Here is an 18,067-nt window from a genome sequence, read left to right as displayed (position 1 = left end):
TTTATTGAACAACATACTCAGATATATCTGTAAGCGTTTCCATAAAAGCAATGATATCTTTAATCTCTTGTTTTGATAAATTAAGAGGCACATCTGACAAAGTTTGATTTTTAACATCTAAGCCCATACCTGCACCACCCCCCAAATTATAAAACTCTAAAACATCTTCTAAAGTTTCAAACAATCCGTTATGCATATATGGTGCTGTTAACGCTATATTTCTAACCGTAACCGTTTTAAATGAATTTCTGTAATAGGTTTGATTATCTCCGCTAAGACCATTAATCATTCGCCCTAAATCGGTATCTAACTTAGGGTTAATAGTATCAAATCCTTGTGTAATTCCAAGAACCTCAGATTCAGAATCCAAATAAAATGGCGGAATAGTACCGTTAAACACCGGAGCAAAATGACAACTCCCACAAGCTGCTTTTCCCATAAATAAATTAAAACCACGTTTAGCATCTTCTGGATACTCTTGGCTTTCATATCTTACATATGCATCAAACGTACTATTAAACGATTTTAAAGAGTTTACATAAGCTGCGAGTGCATTACTTATAGATCTTTCGTTAATAGCAGTTTTACTTATACCTCCATAAGCCAATTTAAACAAGTTTACGTAATTAGAGTCTGTATTTAACTTTCTAATAATAGTTTCAAAATCAGTATTAAATTCTAAATCATTAACCACAACATGCATCACTTGTTTTTCAAGATTAAAAGCACGCATGTCTAGAAAATAACGTGTAGAATAACCTGCGTTTAAAATGGTGGGAGCGTTTCTTTGCCCATAAACCCCAGCTTTATTTGACATACTTTTTGGTAGCCCATCTGTAAAGGCTTTGTTTGGATTATGACACGTTAAACAAGACATTATACTCTTATTTGAAAGCTGCGGATCGTTAAACAACACTTTGCCTAATGCAATGGTTTTAGGATTATCTAAAGGCAAGTACACCAATTCTGAAAAGAAATTAGTGTTCAGGAAATTGATATCGAATATATTTGTTGCTCTATAATCTTGGGCATGCTTTTTATAAGGCTCTAGCTTGATATTATTTAAATTCTGAAACTTTAACAATTCAGCATATAAAGGATTTATCACTTCTTTTAAAAACACCATTCTATCAAAATCATTAAAATTGGTATTTCCGTTTAGCATATTTTTTCCTTTCTTAAAAAGTCTGTTAATACTTTTAAACTTAGGTTTAGCTTCTGGATATAAACCATGTTGAAAAAGCAAGAATGTTTGCTCCATACTTTTTAGACTCTGGTAACTTTCTTGTAAACCATTAACAGAGCCTGGCGTATCGTAACCTGTAACACCTAAAGTAAAGACACGAACCAGTCCAGACCGCATACATTCAATAATCTGACTCGATTTTAATTGAATAGGCAGATGTGTTTTTGTAATAAAATCTACACGGGTTTTTAGTCCGTTTGCTAAGTTCTTTATATGAGCTATATTTTTTAAAGAAGCTGTTTCAAAAACAGCTTCATCTAAAGCTTGTAATCCACAAGGAGCTATCACTTTATCTTCCTCAAAATACTCACTTATTTTGGGCAAAGGTGCTCCATTTATAAATGTACCGTTATAAGGCGTTTGATAATAATCAAAAATAAATTCTATGCTTTTATAGATTAATCTCGTTTTCTTAACCTGTGTCCTCAAGGCTTCAAAATTGTTTACAGACGTAGATTTATTTGCTAAATCTGCCAGTAAGTGTACTTCGTTTTGAAACATGTAAAACTGGTCGGTATACCAAGATTTCACTTCTGTTGGAATAGTATTAGCCCGATATGTTACAGTTGTCTTTCTTCCTGACAACATAAAAAAACAAACAGCTACAGTTAGTATTAAAAGACTTATTTTTTTCATTCTTAACTAGAATTTATTTCATAATAAAGTAACAGATTTAGAACAGACATTCACAGAATATTAGCAAGATACACGCTCACTAACATAAAATAAGTACTTTAATGATGACTTTTAATTGTGTAATAAATTTTCTAAAGTTTTTATTTGGTTTTTTAATTCAATTATAGAATCCATATTCTTAAACTTGGTATCTAATTGTTCAATTGAAATTATTGCGAGTTTCAAGGAAATATTAGCCGCCTCTGGGTTATTATTTTGTATTAAATACAATGCTTTTTTGTAATACCAAAACTCTTTCCTCTTGTATTTAAGAATAAAATAATCATACTGTTTGATAACATCTTCTGTTTGATTAGACGCTATTAAATAATCTAATTTTTTAAGTTGAAGGGATAAGGTGTTTGGTCCGAGTTTAGTTAAACCAGCTGTAATCGCCGTCAATGCTTCTCTATAGTTTTTATTATCTTCTGCAAGTATTATATCACTGTATTCTAAGACATCTTCTGGACGAATATCTGTCATATGTGTCATCACATAACGGTAAGCCTCTAAAGCTTTTTTATATGATTTTAATTGATAATATATTTGAGCCTCTAGTTTCTTTGTTTTTACATCGGTTTTATCAATTTCCAAACAAGAAATAATGGCTTTTAAAGCTTTGTTATAATCTTCAGTTAAATACTGAAGCTCAGCCATTCTATATTTTAATGCTTTATTGGTGTTTCCAAGAGATTCAGATTTAAGATAATCGTTGTAAGCCTTAGTATATTCTATATGTTGCTGATAAAGCAATCCGCGTTCAAAATAAAGTTCGGGATTTGTAGGATGTTTTAAAATTTCTGCTGTTTTTTTCTCTATACGTATAGATAAATCTCCATGAGAAAATGCAGACGCAGAAAACAGTAAACATATGGTTGTAAGCAAAGCAGACTTAACAACGCATTGTAAATACTTGTTTTTATAACCATTCATTAAGTGTGTGTGTTTTAAAAATTTTATTGAAAGTAGAATCTAAATTAAAAATGTTTCTTAGTTTTAGCTAGAACTACCGTTTAATAATAAGTACCAAAAAAGCACGCTGCCCCTATCCTTTTTTTTGATCTTAATCGTTTATTAACCTACCTAACATTTAATTAACATTACAACATATAAACACAACAAAAACTAAATAAATACAGTCCTTTTAAATTTTAACGCCTTATTCTTTACCACAATAAAAATTTAATACTATAGTTTGTAATACGTTTTTTTATCTATAACGATACTCGTATTCTCTGTTTTAAGTGTTTCTATAAAGGCAATAACTTCTTTTACTACATGTTCAGGGATTTCTTTTCTTTCTTTAGTCTGGCTGTTAGAATAATTATCTATAATTAGTATACCCTTATCAATTGTATAATCCTGAGCAGAAACCTGAGCTATCATATCATAATAATAGTTATGGAATAGTACAATTTCACTAACATTTGCTGCTATCTGTACTTCTGGTAATTCATGTGCTTTAACCATTTCACCATTATAAACGTCTTTTTCTCGTTCTATAATAGATAATTTAATAGTTCGTTTTTCCGGTAATTTTAAAGTCATAGAAACATCATCAGTTTCATCTGAAAATTCTGGAAATTTATACGTTTTATTATGTGTTTCTATCTGTATATGTTCTGCTTCTGGAGAATAAGGTCTATAGTAATTTACCTTTACAGTTGTATTCCTAGACTCCGTCTTTAAGCCATAAAGAGAAAACAATGTGTTTAATGATTCTGCTGGTTGCAAATGGAGTGTTTTGTTAGCAATAGTATATGTGCCATAAAATTTTAAGTCTGCATTTCCAAAAGTGGCATAATAAAAAAAGGTTTTATTTTCTAGAAGATAAAGTCCAGAAGACATTTCAAAACCAGAAAGATTATAAAATCCAGCAACATCTTTATAGTTCTGCTGTGCAAAAGCTGAATTTGAAAATAATGTAAAGGCTAATATAATTGTAAAAAATAATTTCATAACCGTAATAATGTTTAGTTTTTAATTTTAAAGAAGGTATTTTGACTACAATTGTGGTTACTTTGGTAGTATACCATGATTTCATTTCTGTTTTCTATTAATACATTGTCTATATTATAAGATTTGGTCTATGTATACAATGGAGATTTCCCTAAAACACCATATTCATCAAAATAAATCACTCTACTAAAATCAAGACTCGAATCTTTATTAAATACTTAAGTTACTAATATTTTGTTTTCTCTATACGCTTTAATTTCAATAAGTGTACCTGCTTAAAAAGCATCTCTAATTCCTATATTATTGTAAATAGATTTTACAAGATAATAAAATAGACAACATTTAATATTTAATCTAAAAATTACGCTTTACTTTATTATTAATAACTCAAATCATACAATAGATATCGCAATCAATCCCTTCTTGTTTTTAGAAATTTTAAAGCCGTTAAACATTATGTATCTTTATATAAATTAATAAGTCTAATTTTTATAATCTTAAATAAAAAAAGATGTTCGGATTATTTAAAAAGAAATCAGAAAAGGAAAAATTGCAAACACAATATGAAAAGCTCTTAAAGGAAGCCCATAGTCTATCTACCACAAATAGAAAATTGAGTGATCAGAAAGTATTTGAAGCTGACCAAATTATGAAACAAATAGAAAAACTGACTTAATATAGTTTATAAATATGGAGGAAGACAAAAAACCTGATAATGTCGTTTTTAATACTGAAACACAAAAATATGATGCTTCAATAAAACCGTATGCAAGCACTGTTGGAGCTCCTGTTATTACAACTACAGATAATATTCCTTGGAAAAACAGAAGTATTAATAAGGTTAACCATAAAGTAAAATCGAAATATTTAGAGTTAAAAGCTGAATATGAAAATATGATGCAGCAATTTGAATATAACAAACTCATATTTGATGCAAAATTTACTTTTGAACCAATACTTGGAGAAACCTATCATCTTTATAAAAGGGAGAATGGAGAAACGTTTCTCTCTATTATTGCCCCAGAACAATGCCAATTTGACTCGCTTGGTAGTTTTTATTTAAATGCAGATCAAATTTGGGAAAAAATCTAATTTTATTATGTCAACAGAAATACAAAACTTTACAGAAAGAGAACTAAATCGTATCATAGAAATGGCTTGGGAAGATCGCACTCCTTTTGAAGCCATTCTATTCCAATTTCATTTAACCGAAAAAGATGTGATAACATTAATGCGTCGCAATTTAAAAGCGTCTAGCTTTAAACGTTGGCGTAAGCGGGTAAATAGTGGTGTAAGTCAAAAACATTTAAAAAAACGTAATCCAGAGATTACACGATTTAAATGTTCTCGACAAAAAGCCATTTCAGGAAACAGTATAAGCAAACGATAATGAATAATGATTTACAATAAAGAATATATTAAACAATTAGATCGTATTACGCGATTAAAAATTATAAATTCAGTTACAGGTATAAAACCCGCAAACCTAATAGGTACAATAAATAATCAAGGACTGACTAATCTGGCCATATTTAGCTCTGTAGTACATTTAGGAAGCGACCCTGCCCTATTAGGCTTTATTGCAAGACCACAAACCGAAAATGTAGGACATACCATTCGTAACATCCAAGACACTAAACGTTATACTATTAATCATATACATCCTGAATTCATAAAAAATGCACATTATACATCTGCTAAGTTTGAATCTGAAATTTCGGAGTTTGAACGCTGTAAACTAACAGAGGATTATATAGATGGTTTTGAAGCTCCTTTTGTACAAGAAAGTAATTTTAAAATAGGACTCCAGTTTAAAGAGGCTTTAGATATAAAATTAAATGGTACAACTTTAATTATTGGAGAAATAGAATACATTAGTCTTCCTGACAATGCACTTGTAAATGGAGATATAGATTTAGAAACAACACAAAGCATGGGCATTTCAGGATTAAATAGTTATTATGCTTTAAAAAAAATAGAGAGTCATCCTTATGTAAAAATAAATGAAGTACCAGAATTTTAGTACGAATTAGTCCATATTTAGTTCGAATAAAAATTTTAATTTAGATTCTTTCATTTATATAGCTCAATATATTTCCCTAAATACTTGCTTAGAATGGTATAAATCTAATTAAATTTAAAAGGTTTAAGTAATAATATTTATTTACCATTTAATACAATTTCGCTACAAGACACACATTACATTAGTTTATAATGAGGTTATACTGTTGTTTTAGGCCTATAAACGTTAGTTCTAATTATATTTTTACCTTGCCATGGGTGTTTTTAAAAGGAATAATTATATTTTCGCATTTTAAATTCAAATTTTAATAAACAAGTTATGAAAGAACTTATTGAAAACATCAAAAGCACAACTGAAGCATTTCAAGTTGATGCAGATTTACAATTAGAAAGCGGAAATAAAGCAGCTGGAACTAGAGCTAGAAAATCATCTTTAGCTTTAGAGAAACTTTTAAAAGAATTCCGTAAGGTTTCTGTTGCTGAATCAAAAAAATAAAAAATTACACCTCCCCTTTATTTTTAAAGGGGAGGATTATAATATTACTCAATCTACGATTAAATACTCTAGTACAATTACAGCCATTAAATATTGGCTCAAAAATATTCTTCTTTTCTCAGGTTACTTTAAACCTACTTTTTTATTAATTATTAAACCGTACATCCATTATAATTATGTACAAATAAGGTTGTTAATTCTTAACTATTAAAACTTATACTTTTTTTAGAATACTCCTTATTAAAATTAGGAAGATTTTAGAAAATAGTTATATATTTGCAACCGCTTACCAAAAACTGCGAGAGTAGCTCAGTTGGTAGAGCGTCAGCCTTCCAAGCTGAATGTCGCCGGTTCGAACCCGGTCTCTCGCTCAAAGAGCTTCATATTTCTATGAAGCTCTTTTTTTTGCGATAAAGTGTATGCCATTACATTCTAAAAGGCACTTCACTATCCTCCTCATCAAAATTACGTTGAGACACCAATTTATGTTCTAATGGCTCGTAGAGTTCAGATTTCATATTGCTACCATTAAATTTAGAGGTCCAATACACCAATTTTTGTAGGTTAAGGTTTCTAAATTCTTCGGCTACTTTTTCAGAAAATTCACAACCACTAATACTCAATACTTCCAGCTGTGTTAATGTGGCTAATTCTACAGGTAAAATGACCTGTTTAAAGTTATTTATTCCTAAAACACGTAGGTTTTTCATCTGAGCAATCCAAGTTGGTATTTTTTCCTCTCTGTTATGTGCGCTGATAAAAAGCGTTTCTAAATTCAACTCAGAAATCGATTCGGGATATGTGCTTCCATTTTCATCTACGCCTTCTAACCAAAGGTGTTTTAGAGAACTCCAACGCGATATGGCTTCAATACTTTCATCGTTAATATGATCACAATGTATCAGTTTTACGGCTTCAATAGTGTCGACGTTTAAATTGTCTATGGTTTTAACAGCTACACTCTGCATTCTTAATTTTTTAAGCTGAGGCAAGGTTACCGCAGGAAAAGCATCAAAACCTTTAGCTTCAAATATCCCTAAAAATTCAAGATTTGGTGTCTGGCTTAATAAACATTCTAAAGCTTCGGTAGTTCCGTTATACTCATCAATCCTTAGTACTTTTAGATTTGGGTGTTTAAAAGCGGTTAATGCATTGTTATGTTCTGGATTGGCTTTTTTAAATGTGATGGTAAGCTCTTTTAAATTGACGAAGTTTTTAAGTAAGCTATCTAACTGACTCACATCACTGGTAAAATCAAACGATTCAATGTTCTCTGGATGTCTAAAGGTTTCAAAATTTAAAACATTATTGATGTCATTATTTCTATGTCCAAGATTAAATTTAGCCGCACTAATTACTGCATAAAATTCCTCTAAATTAAGAATTGGTGTGGCTTTAACTTCCATATTAAACACATCAAACGGTTTTGTTCCTGGTTCTATGCCTTTAATTTCAGAAATAGTTAAATTGGTAATATGCTTTGGCAAGCAATCGGTATTTACAACCAAGGCACTCGCATTTTTAATGGTCAGGTTTTCTAACTGCGCTATTTTTGAAAACACTGTTGGGAAAACTCTAACCGCTAATTTTATATCTTTAGTATGCCACTCTTTAAATCTGTATAACTCAAGATTTTTAAGTTCTGTACATTGCTCAATCCCTTCAAAAAGCCAATCTAATTTATGTTCTAGTTTATAATGAAGCGTTGTTAAATTTTTAAATACAGATAACGATGTTTTATATGGGTTTTCAGGCGCTTCACAATCGACTGTTATCGTCTTTAAATTAGGAAAAAACGCAGCGTTATCTAACACAAAATGAAGTAGTTTGGGCGAATCTATTTCTATAGATTCTCGCAGACTTACTTCTGTCATTGGTGAAATATGTATATAACTATTGCCTATTTTGGTCACTAATTTAGGTCTAGGTGTATCTCCAAAACATCTAGACGCATCTCCAAAAAACAAGGTAGACGATATGGAATCTATCTTAGGCGCATGAAGTTTAAAAAGTTCCAATTTTGGTAAATCTTCAAAACCACTTGGTAAGTTATCTATGCTTTTAGATAAAATCTCAAACTCTTTTAGTTGCTTTAAATGACTAGCATCTTTAGGTAATGCTGTTAATTCATTTAAGTAAAACAATTCTATACGTTTTAAAGATGCAGGAAACACGACTTGAGACAGGTCTTGCACGCCTACATAACGTAGTTTGAATACTTTTAGTTTCGTAAGTTTTGTAAGCCAATTAAAATCAGTCAGATTCATATTAGGAATAATTCTTCCAATCCAATAATCACCTTCAATGCGTATTTTTTTTAAGGCTGTTAACTGAGACATTGTACTTGGAAACCTTTTTAAAGAAGGCGCAACAAGCTTTAGTTGTTTTAAATTTGATAAATTACCAAAATCCTCTGGTAATTTATCAAAATCACCTTCTAGATCTATTTCTTCTAAAGACGTTAATTTTGATATTTCCTTAAGAATACTATCATATTTATTGCCTTGTCCTTTTAGATGGATTTCTAAACTTTTTACGCCGTTAAATCGTCTTAATATATGTGGATGTTCTAACAAGCGATCTAAAAAATCTGTCGAAAAATGAAAAAATCCCAATTCTCTATTCTTTCTCGTCATCAGATCATATAATTTAAGAAGATCTAAGTCTTTAGATAGCAATCCATATTCTAAAAGAGAAACCATTCTAGCTGCTTGCTTTCCTTTTTGTGTTATTTTTTTTCGACTTTTAAAAGCTATTTGTAAAGCTTCTGTGGCTTGTTTTTTTATGATGTTAGCACACTCTGTTCTATTTTTTTTATTAGATGTTGCTTTTGCAATCGTAAAAATTTCGTAATAAAAATCTTCTGGAAAGTTTTTAGACTTTTTAATCTCTTCATAATATTCATCCATTTTATAATAGGTGAATTCAGGGATTTCTGTTGGTTTTGTCATAGTAATCGTTAATTTTTAAAGTATAAATTTCTTTTGAAAACAGAGTTTTGGGTTGCGGTACGTTGTGCTTAAATTTCTTTAACAGTACAGATTATATTTTTCATCTCTGTTATCAAAATCTTCTTTTAATATTTTATTTCCAGCTAATGCATAAAATTTAGACCACTTCATATTGTTTCCATTAAATTTTGAATACCTGTAAATTAAATCCTCTAAATTCAGATTCTTAAATTTATCAGAGACTTGCTCTGTAAAATCACACCCTCTAATGCTCATTATTTTTAATTGGGTTAATTCGGCTAATTCTTCTGGTAATGGACAATAATAAAACTGTTCTATACCTAAAACTCGTAAGGATTTCATTCTGCCTATCCATTTTGGGATTTGTCTTTTAGTTAAAAATCCATCAATAAAAAAGGTATCTAAATTTAAGTCTGCAATGGTCTCTGGGTAGGTTTCAAGATCTCTACTAATGCTTTCTAACCAAAGAAATTTAAGCGTTTTCCAATGCGATGCGGTAACCATAGCATCGTAACCAAAATTGTCACACGATAAAACTTTAAAAAGTTCTATGTTGGGCACTGTTAAGTTTTCTATAGACTGTATATCATCGCTATAAAATAATTTCAGTGTTTTTAGTTTGTTTAAAGTAACTTTAGGTAAGTCTGCAAGTCCTACACATTCGTAAATTTCTAAAAATTCGAGATGAGGCGTATGCTCTAATAATAACTTAATAACATTAGCGTTACCATTAAAATTTTTAATGGTTAAGTTTTTTAAATTATGGTGCGTATAAGCGGTTAAACCATTGTTTTGTTCGGCATTATCTTTATTAAAATCGATGGTTAGTGATTGTAAATTACAAAGTGTTTTTAATGCCTTGTCTAAGTCTTTTACATTACTATTAAATATAAAATCTTTAAAGCTTTCAGGGTCTTTAAAATTATCAAAATCTAAAGTCTCATTTTTAACACTGTTTACATCGTCTAACGTAATTTTTTTAGCACGTATTACCGAATAAAATTTTTGCAATGCGGTAATAGGTGTACCTACTACTTTTATATGATTTACCTCAAAATCTTCTACACCTGGCTCAATGACTTTTATATCTGTAATGGTAAGACTGTCTGTCTTTATAGGTAAATAATCTGTATTTAAAACTAGTGCTTTTGCACTTTGTACGCGTAAGGTTTGTAAATGCTTTACTCTAGAAAATGCTTGAGGAAAATTAGTAACGTCAGCGTTCGTTATTTCAGCATCAGCTCCATTATATATACCAGAAATAAAAACGTCTTCTAGCTTTTTACATTCGTGAATATCCTCTAAAACCCATTCTAAATGATGTGCTAATTTATACTTAAGGTTTTTAAGTTTTTTAAATGCAGAAAGCGTATGTGCACTTCTTCTTTTTGGTGCATCACAAATAATTTCTATCTCTTTTAAATTAGTAAATGACAAGGCATTATCTAACACAAAACTAAGAAGCTCTGGATGGGTAAAAACGATTCTTTTTAGCTTAGTTACAGGTGTTTCACCATAAGGTATAAACTCTGTATACAAACCTAGTAAACGTTTAATATTTGGTCCAAAAATAAAAGAATCAGGAACTTTCTTTAATTTTGATAAATGAATAACTTCTAAAACCTCTAAGGTTTTAAATTCACTAACAGATGCAGGAAAGTGTTCTAGCTCCCTCATACCACTTAGCCTCAATTTTTTCAATTTTGGCAAGTGACCAAGTGTTTCTGGTAAAGCGGTTATATTTTCTAGTCTAAAAAACTCTAATTCTTTTAAACTTGCCGGTAGCTCAACATCAGAGAGATCTTGTACCGTAAAAGAACCTATTTTTAAATGCTTTAAACTTGTCAATTCTTTAAGCCAAGTAAAGTTAACTATGTTAGGGTTAGGCTCGTCTTCACCATAAGGAAAACTCCCCCTAAACTCCAACGTTTTAAGTGCTTTTAACTTGGTTATTCCTAAGGGAATCCATACCAAGTTAGGTGCTGTTAGAATAAACTTTTTTAAGTTAACTAATCGCTCTAGTTCTTCTGGTATGTATTTATAATCAATTTCAAGCTCAAGTTTTTCTAATGAGGTAAGTTGCGTTATGTTGTTTACAACGCTACTAAAACCTTCTTTCTGTCTAGAGGTGCTAATTGTTAATTCTTTAATACCATTAAACTGACTTAAAAGACGTGGTGTGTCTATAAAAAGTTGAACCACTTCTTTTTTTGAATATGTAATGGAAAGTGATAAACGCTTACAAACAAGTGTGTATAGTTTACAAAGGTCTAAGTCTTCTGAGAGTATGCCATACTCTAATATAGCAATCAGCTTCTTGTTAAAAGAAGAAGAATCTTCTATCAGCGTAATTTTTTTTCGACTTTTAAAAGCGAGTTGTAAAGCTTCTGGCGCCTGTTTTTTTATGATGTTAGCACATTCGGTTCTAATCTGCTTGTTTTTGGTAGATTTAGCAAGCACAAAAATCTCGTAATAAAAATTTTCAGGATAATTTTCACATCCTTTAATTTTTTCAAAAGATGTTTCGTCTTCATAAAAGTTGAAACCAAGTTCGTGTTTTGCAAATATCATAAGGCAGTTTATTTTTGATGTTACAAACCTATTTTAAAACACAGTGTTATTTGTCACTGTATTCTGTGATATTTAAAAACAAACTTTAGCAATAGCGCTTAAACCTTATGTTTTAACACGCCTTTCTCATGTATTTTACTTACATTTATAACTATATTTAATACAGTGAAGTACCAACTACACATACCTAAACCTTGCTCTGAAAATTGGAATGTCATGACTCCAACGGAACGTGGTGCTTTTTGTTCTAAATGCAAAAAAGAAGTAACAGATTATACACATGCCTCAAAATATCAATTAGCTAAAATATTAGATGAAAAAGGTGCTATTTGTGGTAAGTTTAGATCACAGCAATTAAATACAGATATTTCTTCATCTAGAAGCGAACGGATTTCAAAGTCACCTTTATTTTTTGGAATATCGTCTCTGCTTTTATTTTCATCTCCTGTTTTTAGCCAACAACAACCAGACCCCATTCATTTAGATTCTGCTCCCTCCAATTACACAGAACAAAACACAAATTATAAAAGTAAAGATTCCACAATCGTTTCTGGTATAGTAACAGATGGAACAACTCCGCTTCCTGGAGTTAATATTCTTTTAAAAGGTACTAAATATGGAGTTTTAACAGACTTTGATGGAAAATTCTCCATTATGATTAGTGATACTGAATTTCAAAAAAAAACCACACTATCATTTTCATATCTTGGCTTTGAATCTCAAGACATACAAATAGATAAAAACAATACAGATCTAAATCATATTACAATGATTTTAGATGAAACCATATTAGGAGAAGTCGTGGTTGTAAAAAAACAAAATATATTTAGACGTATAGGTAACCTGTTTAGATAATAACAAAGCATCCTACATAAAATTAATGCCTACCTACCCCTTCTTCTCTAGCTTATTTATATTTTATCATTTTTATTCTCTTCTTATTGCCATTCAATTTTGACATTAAACACTTGTAAAATAAAATCACTAAATACCGTGAGTAAAAAACGATATCTTACTTTTACCTTGCAAACCATAATCGCCGCTTTTTAAAAGCGGATATTTTATATTTATAACAAGATATTAAGTATTACAACATATGATTCCAATAGAAGAAGCAACTAAGTATATTGAGAAAAATAAAAAACCAGAAATAGATCGGTTTGAGTTTCGTGCATTTTCTGAACCTTATCGTGTTTTAGCTAAAATTTTAGGTCGAATAGATAAAGGAGAACGCAGAACCTATTATAACCTAAACGATTACATGGCTATTTTTGAAGACGCTATCAATGTAAATCCTTGGCGCACCCCAGAAGGTATGCGTTTAGGCATGCAATTATATGGTATTATCCAAACACCATATTTAGCAGATATGTGGGATTTTATAGATACAATTCCCTATCAAAGAGGTTATAATAGAAAAGCATTTAGATCTGTAAAAACGGAAGATACATTACGTAATAAATTACAAGTTTTTACACATTTTTTAAGTTTAAGCAGAAAAGGGTTTGGTGGATTAACACTACATGAACATTTTCAATACAGCACCTATTTCCCTCATGGAAACAGCTACTTTTTAGCAACTTTACTTCATAACGGCAATGGTATTTTCGATGAATTATTAGACGATATTATTCAAAATGAAGATGAAATTGGAGGCATAAGTGCAGATATTATTAAAGCTTTGTTACTTTCTGAAGAGGAAAAACATTGGGAAATGGTTGCCAAGTTATTACTTGCAGCACAACGCCAAGAAGGGTTAAGACAAACCATTTTAGAATCTTTAGATGAATCTGGTCTGGGAGCATTAAAATATATGATTAATGTGGTTTTAGAAAACGATTTAACGCGTTTTACTAGTGTAACTCGAGCGGTAAGCACTTGGTTTGGTTTAAATTGGGAAACCCCTAAAAAATCAGTAATTAATCGTGTGTTAGAATTAGCGCAATCTTTAATTCTAAATTTAAAAGAAGTTGATACGCTTCTAAAAAGTAAAGACAATTTAGAAGTTTTAGTAGCATTATGGGCTATCGCTATTTTAGACGTAGACAAAGCCAATGCTAAAGCTCTAGACGTGGTTTATACTTCAGAAGATAGAAACAAAAAAATTCTAGCCTTATACTTCATCAGTAATACAGACAGAACAAACGATTCTTTAGTCGAATACTTCAAAAATAACGTAGGTAAAGATTATGCGTTAGACCATTGGATGGCGGTAAACTTACCATCAACAATGGTGTTAGATAATGAAACGTTTAAAAAACTATTTGAAGTTGCAAAAACGACAGAAGATAAAGGAAAAACTTTCGAAAGTAAAATATTCTCTTGGTGGAGTTTTACGCCTTCATCTTATTATTTCTACCAGTTTTTAATCAATGGTGCGAATGAAGAACAATTAGAATTAATTGCGAATGACTTAGAAATACTCCCTACAGAATTTAGAGAAAGCTACATCCGTAAAGTATTCCCGAACGATTACAGCTATTCTTTTTACAATTACGAACAGAGTGCAAAGAAAAAGAAACGGTTAGATTACGATGAAAATTCTTGGAAAAGAGGTTTAGCCAGAAAAGCCATTTACAACAGAAATGAGTTGTTAATGTCTACCGGACTTAGCCTGTTTAATAGAATGCACCTTTATGATAAAGATTTAGAGATTGCTGAAGATTTATTAAGACGAAAGCATAAAAGTTTACGTACTTCACTTATTAAATTGCTAGTCGAATTACCAGCCGACCGTTTAAAAAACAGTGCTACCAATTTAGTAACGGCAAAAAGTATAGATCAGCGTTTAGGCGGTTTAGAAATGTTAACGCTTTTACACGACGAAAATAGAGAATCTAATTTTGTTGAAGACCAGATTCGTTTATATAACGAACGTCCTAAAATCACTAAAAACGAACAAGTTTATTTAGATAAATTTAAAGATAACGCCGAAGAATTCGATTTTAGTAATGGCTTTGGAGCTATTGATTATGATAACTTAACACCCTTATACATCCCACAATCTCGTTTTGAGAAAAAGACAAATATCTTTGATAAATTAGGTATCACCACTTCAGAATCTTCAGGATTCAAATTTAAAGCGTTTATTAACGCCAATAAAATTACAAAAGAAGTTAATAAGCTAATTGATATTGTTACTCAAAATAAACAGCACGAATATCAAACGGAAGTTTATGATGGTGAAATTGCAACTACATACATAGAAAAAGGCATTCGTGATATCAAAAAATTAGGAGACGATGCTACTGCAGAAGAACTTTTACATAATATACCTCTAGCTAACGTTTGGATTGCTTGGTATGAAAAAAGTGGTTTAAATGATTTTGAAATGTATGCCACCATTCGATACATTAATAACCGCAACACACCATTTGGTGAGTACAAAGAACTAGAACCTTTTGGTAGACAGTATTATCCGGATTTAAGCGGGTTAAAACTAGATAAAGAAGATCGTTACCATTCAAAATCCGATGGGTATAGTAAAATTTTAATACGTCTATTTAAAGTTTATGCAGAAGAAAGCACCATAGCTAATTTTAAGCTAGATGTTATGGAAGATATGATTGCTAATTTTCCTGAAAAACTCAAGCTACTTCAATTTCAATCTTCCAGATATCGTTATGAAGTTAAAACGTATAATTGGGCAAACATCATTTTACCACTCGCACCAAGTTTAAGCATGAATAATTTAGAGCTAGTTACAGAAGCCCAACTTCAAAAGTATTGGGGACTTTACATGTATTTAATAGCTCAAGATATTGTCTACCCTAACACAACTAGCGATGTCAAGGTGATTACCAAACAATTTAGCAGACCAGGCATAGTACCATTCCCTAGTATTCCTGTAACATTAAGACTTTTCAAAAAAGGATTAATTAATGAAGATGATATACGCTTTCAAGCCTTACATTCTCGTGAGTTAATGGTCATTATGGATGGAGGTTTTAATTATAGAATGAATTATAAATGGATAGAAAGAGATTGCGTACCTAAACACGTACTAGCGCCTTTAAAAACCAATTTATTAGAAACAGAATTAGAACGAGGGGATCTAGAAACAACAGCAACCGGATACATGAGTGGTATTCACAGTGTAGAAGGTGTAGATTATGTTTTTAGAATTTTAGAACGTTTAGGAAAAGATAATTTTGAACGTGGTTATAGTTATTACGGCGATAGTAAAAAAACAATATTTAGTGGTCTTCTAAAAAAATCGATTTTTAAAGATACTGAAAGTTATGCCGATTTTGCAGCACGTGCAGATGCTTCTAAAGTGACTAAAAAACGATTAATAGAATTAGCATGTTATGCCACGCAATGGACAGGTATTATTGGTGAATACTTAGGCTTAGAGAAATTAGAAGATGCTGTTTGGTGGTTTCAAGCACACGCTTCAGATTATATGAATAGTGAAAAAGAAACTATTATTTCGCGTTATTCTAACATTCCAAAAAGTGATTTTGCACTTGGTGCTATAGATGTAGATTGGTTTAACAGAGTGTACAAAACTATTGGTAAAACCAATTGGAAATTACTACACGATGCAGCCAAATATATTACCGATGGAAACGGACATAGACAAGTAAAATTATATTCTAGTGTGATGCTTGGTGAAGTAAAAATCACCGAAACGCTTAAGAAGATCAAAGACAAACGCGATAAAGATTACGTGCGTGCTTTAGGTTTAATTCCGTTAAGTAAAACCGTACCAGAAAAAGATTTATTAAAGCGATACAACCTGTTGCAAGATTTCTTAAAAGAAAGCAAGCAATTTGGACCACAACGTCAAGAAAGTGAAGCTACTGCTGTAGAAATTGGTTTAGATAATTTATCTCGTAATGCAGGTTATCAAGATCGTGTGCGTTTTAGTTGGGCTATGGAAGCGAAAGCTACCCAAAAAATCATGGAAAATGCTGTAATTACCATAGAAGAAACAGAGATAGAATTAATAATTAATGACCTTGGTAAAACAGATTTTAAAGTCACTAAAGCCGGAAAATCATTAAAAAACATCCCTGCTAAATTGCGAAAAGACAAACAAGTTATTGCTTTAAAAGAGAACAAAACATACTTGTCTAGACAATATAGCAGAACACGTTTATCATTAGAAAATGCCATGGTAAACGAAGATGAATTTACAGCACAAGAAATTCATAACATGATGCAACATCCTATCGTTAAAGTGATGTTGAGCAAGTTGGTAATGTACGTTCCAGAAAAAGAAATTACAGGGTTTTATAAGGAAGGTATTTTAACAGACGCTACAGGAAAAACACACCAATTAGCAGAAGATGATGTATTGCTTATCGCGCACGCTTCACATTTATACAAAAATGTAGAATGGGATATCTATCAAAAACATTTATTTGCAGAACGCTTAGTACAACCCTTTAAGCAAGTCTTTAGAGAGTTGTATTTAATCACCGATGATGAACGCGAACACAGCACACGTTCCGAACGTTATCAAGGACACCAAATTCAGCCTAAAAAAACCGTAGCACTTTTAAGAACTCGCGGTTGGACGGTAAGTATGGAAGAAGGCTTACAAAAAGTCTATCATAAACGCGGCTTTATAGCAACCATGTACGCCATGGCAGATTGGTATTCACCATCAGATGCAGAAGCGCCAACACTAGAAGATATCTGTTTTCACTCCATCGATACTTACAAAAAAATCCCACTTACAGAGATTTCGCCTGTAGTGTTTAGCGAAATTATGCGCGATGTCGATCTTGTGGTAAGTGTTGCTCACGTTGGTGGTGTAGATCCAGAAGCCAGCCATAGTACTATGCAAATGCGTGCAGCCTTGGCCGAAGAATCTGCAAGATTATTCAAACTTAAAAACATTACCGTTAAAGAACGTCACCTGTTTATTAAAGGGAAACTTGGCGAATACAGCATTCATTTAGGCAGTGGGCAGGTTAGCAAAAACGGATTGGCATTATCCATCATTCCAGTGCACAGCCAGCATCGCGGACGTATGTTCTTGCCTTTCGTAGACGAAGATCCAAAATCGGCAGAAATTATTTCGAAAATGAAATTACTGTCAGAAGATAATAAAATCCAAGATCCAACCATTTTGGCACAAATTAATAGTTAATACAAGCATTAGGGCGTTACCTC

General features: G+C 31.3%; 12 protein-coding genes and 1 tRNA gene. 8 read left to right on the top strand and 5 right to left on the bottom strand.

What is annotated here, in order from left to right; translation table 11 throughout:
* Window position 1: 1 nt before the first annotated feature.
* The 3 genes from Q1B05_RS07190 to Q1B05_RS07180 all read right to left on the bottom strand — a co-directional run bounded on the left by Q1B05_RS07190 (window position 2) and on the right by Q1B05_RS07180 (window position 3,880).
* On the bottom strand, window positions 2–1,882 hold the full coding sequence (locus Q1B05_RS07190; RefSeq protein WP_299779097.1) for a cytochrome c peroxidase: 1,881 nt from the start codon (window positions 1,880–1,882) through the stop codon (window positions 2–4).
* 111 nt (window positions 1,883–1,993) lie between these two features.
* A complete protein-coding gene (locus Q1B05_RS07185; RefSeq protein WP_299779096.1) occupies window positions 1,994–2,854 on the bottom strand; it encodes a hypothetical protein in 861 nt (286 codons plus the stop codon).
* A 255-nt stretch (window positions 2,855–3,109) separates the two neighbouring features.
* The gene (locus tag Q1B05_RS07180; RefSeq protein ID WP_299779095.1) at window positions 3,110–3,880 is read right to left on the bottom strand and encodes a hypothetical protein; all 771 of its coding nucleotides are present in this window, start codon (window positions 3,878–3,880) and stop codon (window positions 3,110–3,112) included.
* A 511-nt stretch (window positions 3,881–4,391) separates the two neighbouring features.
* Between Q1B05_RS07180 and Q1B05_RS07175 the strand changes: the two genes are divergently transcribed.
* The 6 genes from Q1B05_RS07175 to Q1B05_RS07150 all read left to right on the top strand — a co-directional run bounded on the left by Q1B05_RS07175 (window position 4,392) and on the right by Q1B05_RS07150 (window position 6,769).
* Window positions 4,392–4,556 carry a Lacal_2735 family protein gene (locus tag Q1B05_RS07175; protein ID WP_299779093.1) on the top strand — a complete coding sequence of 55 codons (165 nt, stop codon included), beginning with the start codon at window positions 4,392–4,394 and terminating at the stop codon, window positions 4,554–4,556.
* Window positions 4,557–4,570: 14 nt separating this feature from the next.
* Window positions 4,571–4,972 (top strand): DUF2452 domain-containing protein, encoded by a 402-nt coding sequence (locus Q1B05_RS07170; protein WP_299779091.1) that lies wholly within the window; start codon window positions 4,571–4,573, stop codon window positions 4,970–4,972.
* A gap of 7 nt (window positions 4,973–4,979) precedes the next feature.
* Window positions 4,980–5,270, top strand: a complete 291-nt coding sequence (locus Q1B05_RS07165) for a TIGR03643 family protein (RefSeq protein ID WP_299779089.1) — start codon at window positions 4,980–4,982, stop codon at window positions 5,268–5,270.
* 6 nt (window positions 5,271–5,276) lie between these two features.
* Entirely contained in the window at window positions 5,277–5,903 is a 627-nt protein-coding gene (locus Q1B05_RS07160) for a flavin reductase (protein WP_299779087.1), read from the top strand.
* A gap of 318 nt (window positions 5,904–6,221) precedes the next feature.
* Window positions 6,222–6,398: a histone H1 gene (locus tag Q1B05_RS07155; protein WP_159023640.1), complete on the top strand. Its 177-nt coding sequence runs from the start codon at window positions 6,222–6,224 to the stop codon at window positions 6,396–6,398.
* 298 nt (window positions 6,399–6,696) lie between these two features.
* A tRNA-Gly gene (locus Q1B05_RS07150) sits at window positions 6,697–6,769 on the top strand.
* A 54-nt stretch (window positions 6,770–6,823) separates the two neighbouring features.
* On the opposite strand, the gene Q1B05_RS07145 is transcribed toward Q1B05_RS07150, so the two are convergent.
* Window positions 6,824–9,349, bottom strand: a complete 2,526-nt coding sequence (locus tag Q1B05_RS07145) for a hypothetical protein (protein WP_299779079.1) — start codon at window positions 9,347–9,349, stop codon at window positions 6,824–6,826.
* A gap of 78 nt (window positions 9,350–9,427) precedes the next feature.
* The gene (locus Q1B05_RS07140) at window positions 9,428–11,941 is read right to left on the bottom strand and encodes a hypothetical protein (RefSeq protein WP_299779077.1); all 2,514 of its coding nucleotides are present in this window, start codon (window positions 11,939–11,941) and stop codon (window positions 9,428–9,430) included.
* A 165-nt stretch (window positions 11,942–12,106) separates the two neighbouring features.
* On the opposite strand from Q1B05_RS07140, the gene Q1B05_RS07135 reads away from it, so the two are divergent.
* Together Q1B05_RS07135 and Q1B05_RS07130 are read left to right on the top strand one after the other, a co-directional pair.
* Window positions 12,107–12,796 carry a carboxypeptidase-like regulatory domain-containing protein gene (locus Q1B05_RS07135; RefSeq protein WP_299779075.1) on the top strand — a complete coding sequence of 230 codons (690 nt, stop codon included), beginning with the start codon at window positions 12,107–12,109 and terminating at the stop codon, window positions 12,794–12,796.
* Between the two features lie 241 nt (window positions 12,797–13,037).
* On the top strand, window positions 13,038–18,044 hold the full coding sequence (locus Q1B05_RS07130) for a DUF4132 domain-containing protein (protein ID WP_299779073.1): 5,007 nt from the start codon (window positions 13,038–13,040) through the stop codon (window positions 18,042–18,044).
* The last annotated feature ends 23 nt before the right edge of the window (window positions 18,045–18,067 follow it).

Origin of the sequence: uncultured Formosa sp., assembly GCF_947500765.1 — a bacterium.
Classification (GTDB): Bacteria; Bacteroidota; Bacteroidia; order Flavobacteriales; family Flavobacteriaceae; genus Formosa.
Note: the sequence above shows the minus strand (reverse complement) of the source record. Positions and strands in the feature narration are given on the sequence as shown.

Excerpts from the sequence above, each read along its gene's own strand:
- Q1B05_RS07190 (WP_299779097.1), bottom strand. The coding sequence starts at position 1,882 with ATGAAAAAAATAAGTCTTTTAATACTAACTGTAGCTGTTTGTTTTTTT.
- Q1B05_RS07185 (WP_299779096.1), bottom strand. The coding sequence starts at position 2,854 with ATGAATGGTTATAAAAACAAGTATTTACAATGCGTTGTTAAGTCTGCT.
- Q1B05_RS07180 (WP_299779095.1), bottom strand. The coding sequence starts at position 3,880 with ATGAAATTATTTTTTACAATTATATTAGCCTTTACATTATTTTCAAAT.
- Q1B05_RS07175 (WP_299779093.1), top strand. The coding sequence starts at position 4,392 with ATGTTCGGATTATTTAAAAAGAAATCAGAAAAGGAAAAATTGCAAACA.
- Q1B05_RS07170 (WP_299779091.1), top strand. The coding sequence starts at position 4,571 with ATGGAGGAAGACAAAAAACCTGATAATGTCGTTTTTAATACTGAAACA.
- Q1B05_RS07165 (WP_299779089.1), top strand. The coding sequence starts at position 4,980 with ATGTCAACAGAAATACAAAACTTTACAGAAAGAGAACTAAATCGTATC.
- Q1B05_RS07160 (WP_299779087.1), top strand. The coding sequence starts at position 5,277 with ATGATTTACAATAAAGAATATATTAAACAATTAGATCGTATTACGCGA.
- Q1B05_RS07155 (WP_159023640.1), top strand. The coding sequence starts at position 6,222 with ATGAAAGAACTTATTGAAAACATCAAAAGCACAACTGAAGCATTTCAA.
- Q1B05_RS07145 (WP_299779079.1), bottom strand. The coding sequence starts at position 9,349 with ATGACAAAACCAACAGAAATCCCTGAATTCACCTATTATAAAATGGAT.
- Q1B05_RS07140 (WP_299779077.1), bottom strand. The coding sequence starts at position 11,941 with ATGATATTTGCAAAACACGAACTTGGTTTCAACTTTTATGAAGACGAA.
- Q1B05_RS07130 (WP_299779073.1), top strand. The coding sequence starts at position 13,038 with ATGATTCCAATAGAAGAAGCAACTAAGTATATTGAGAAAAATAAAAAA.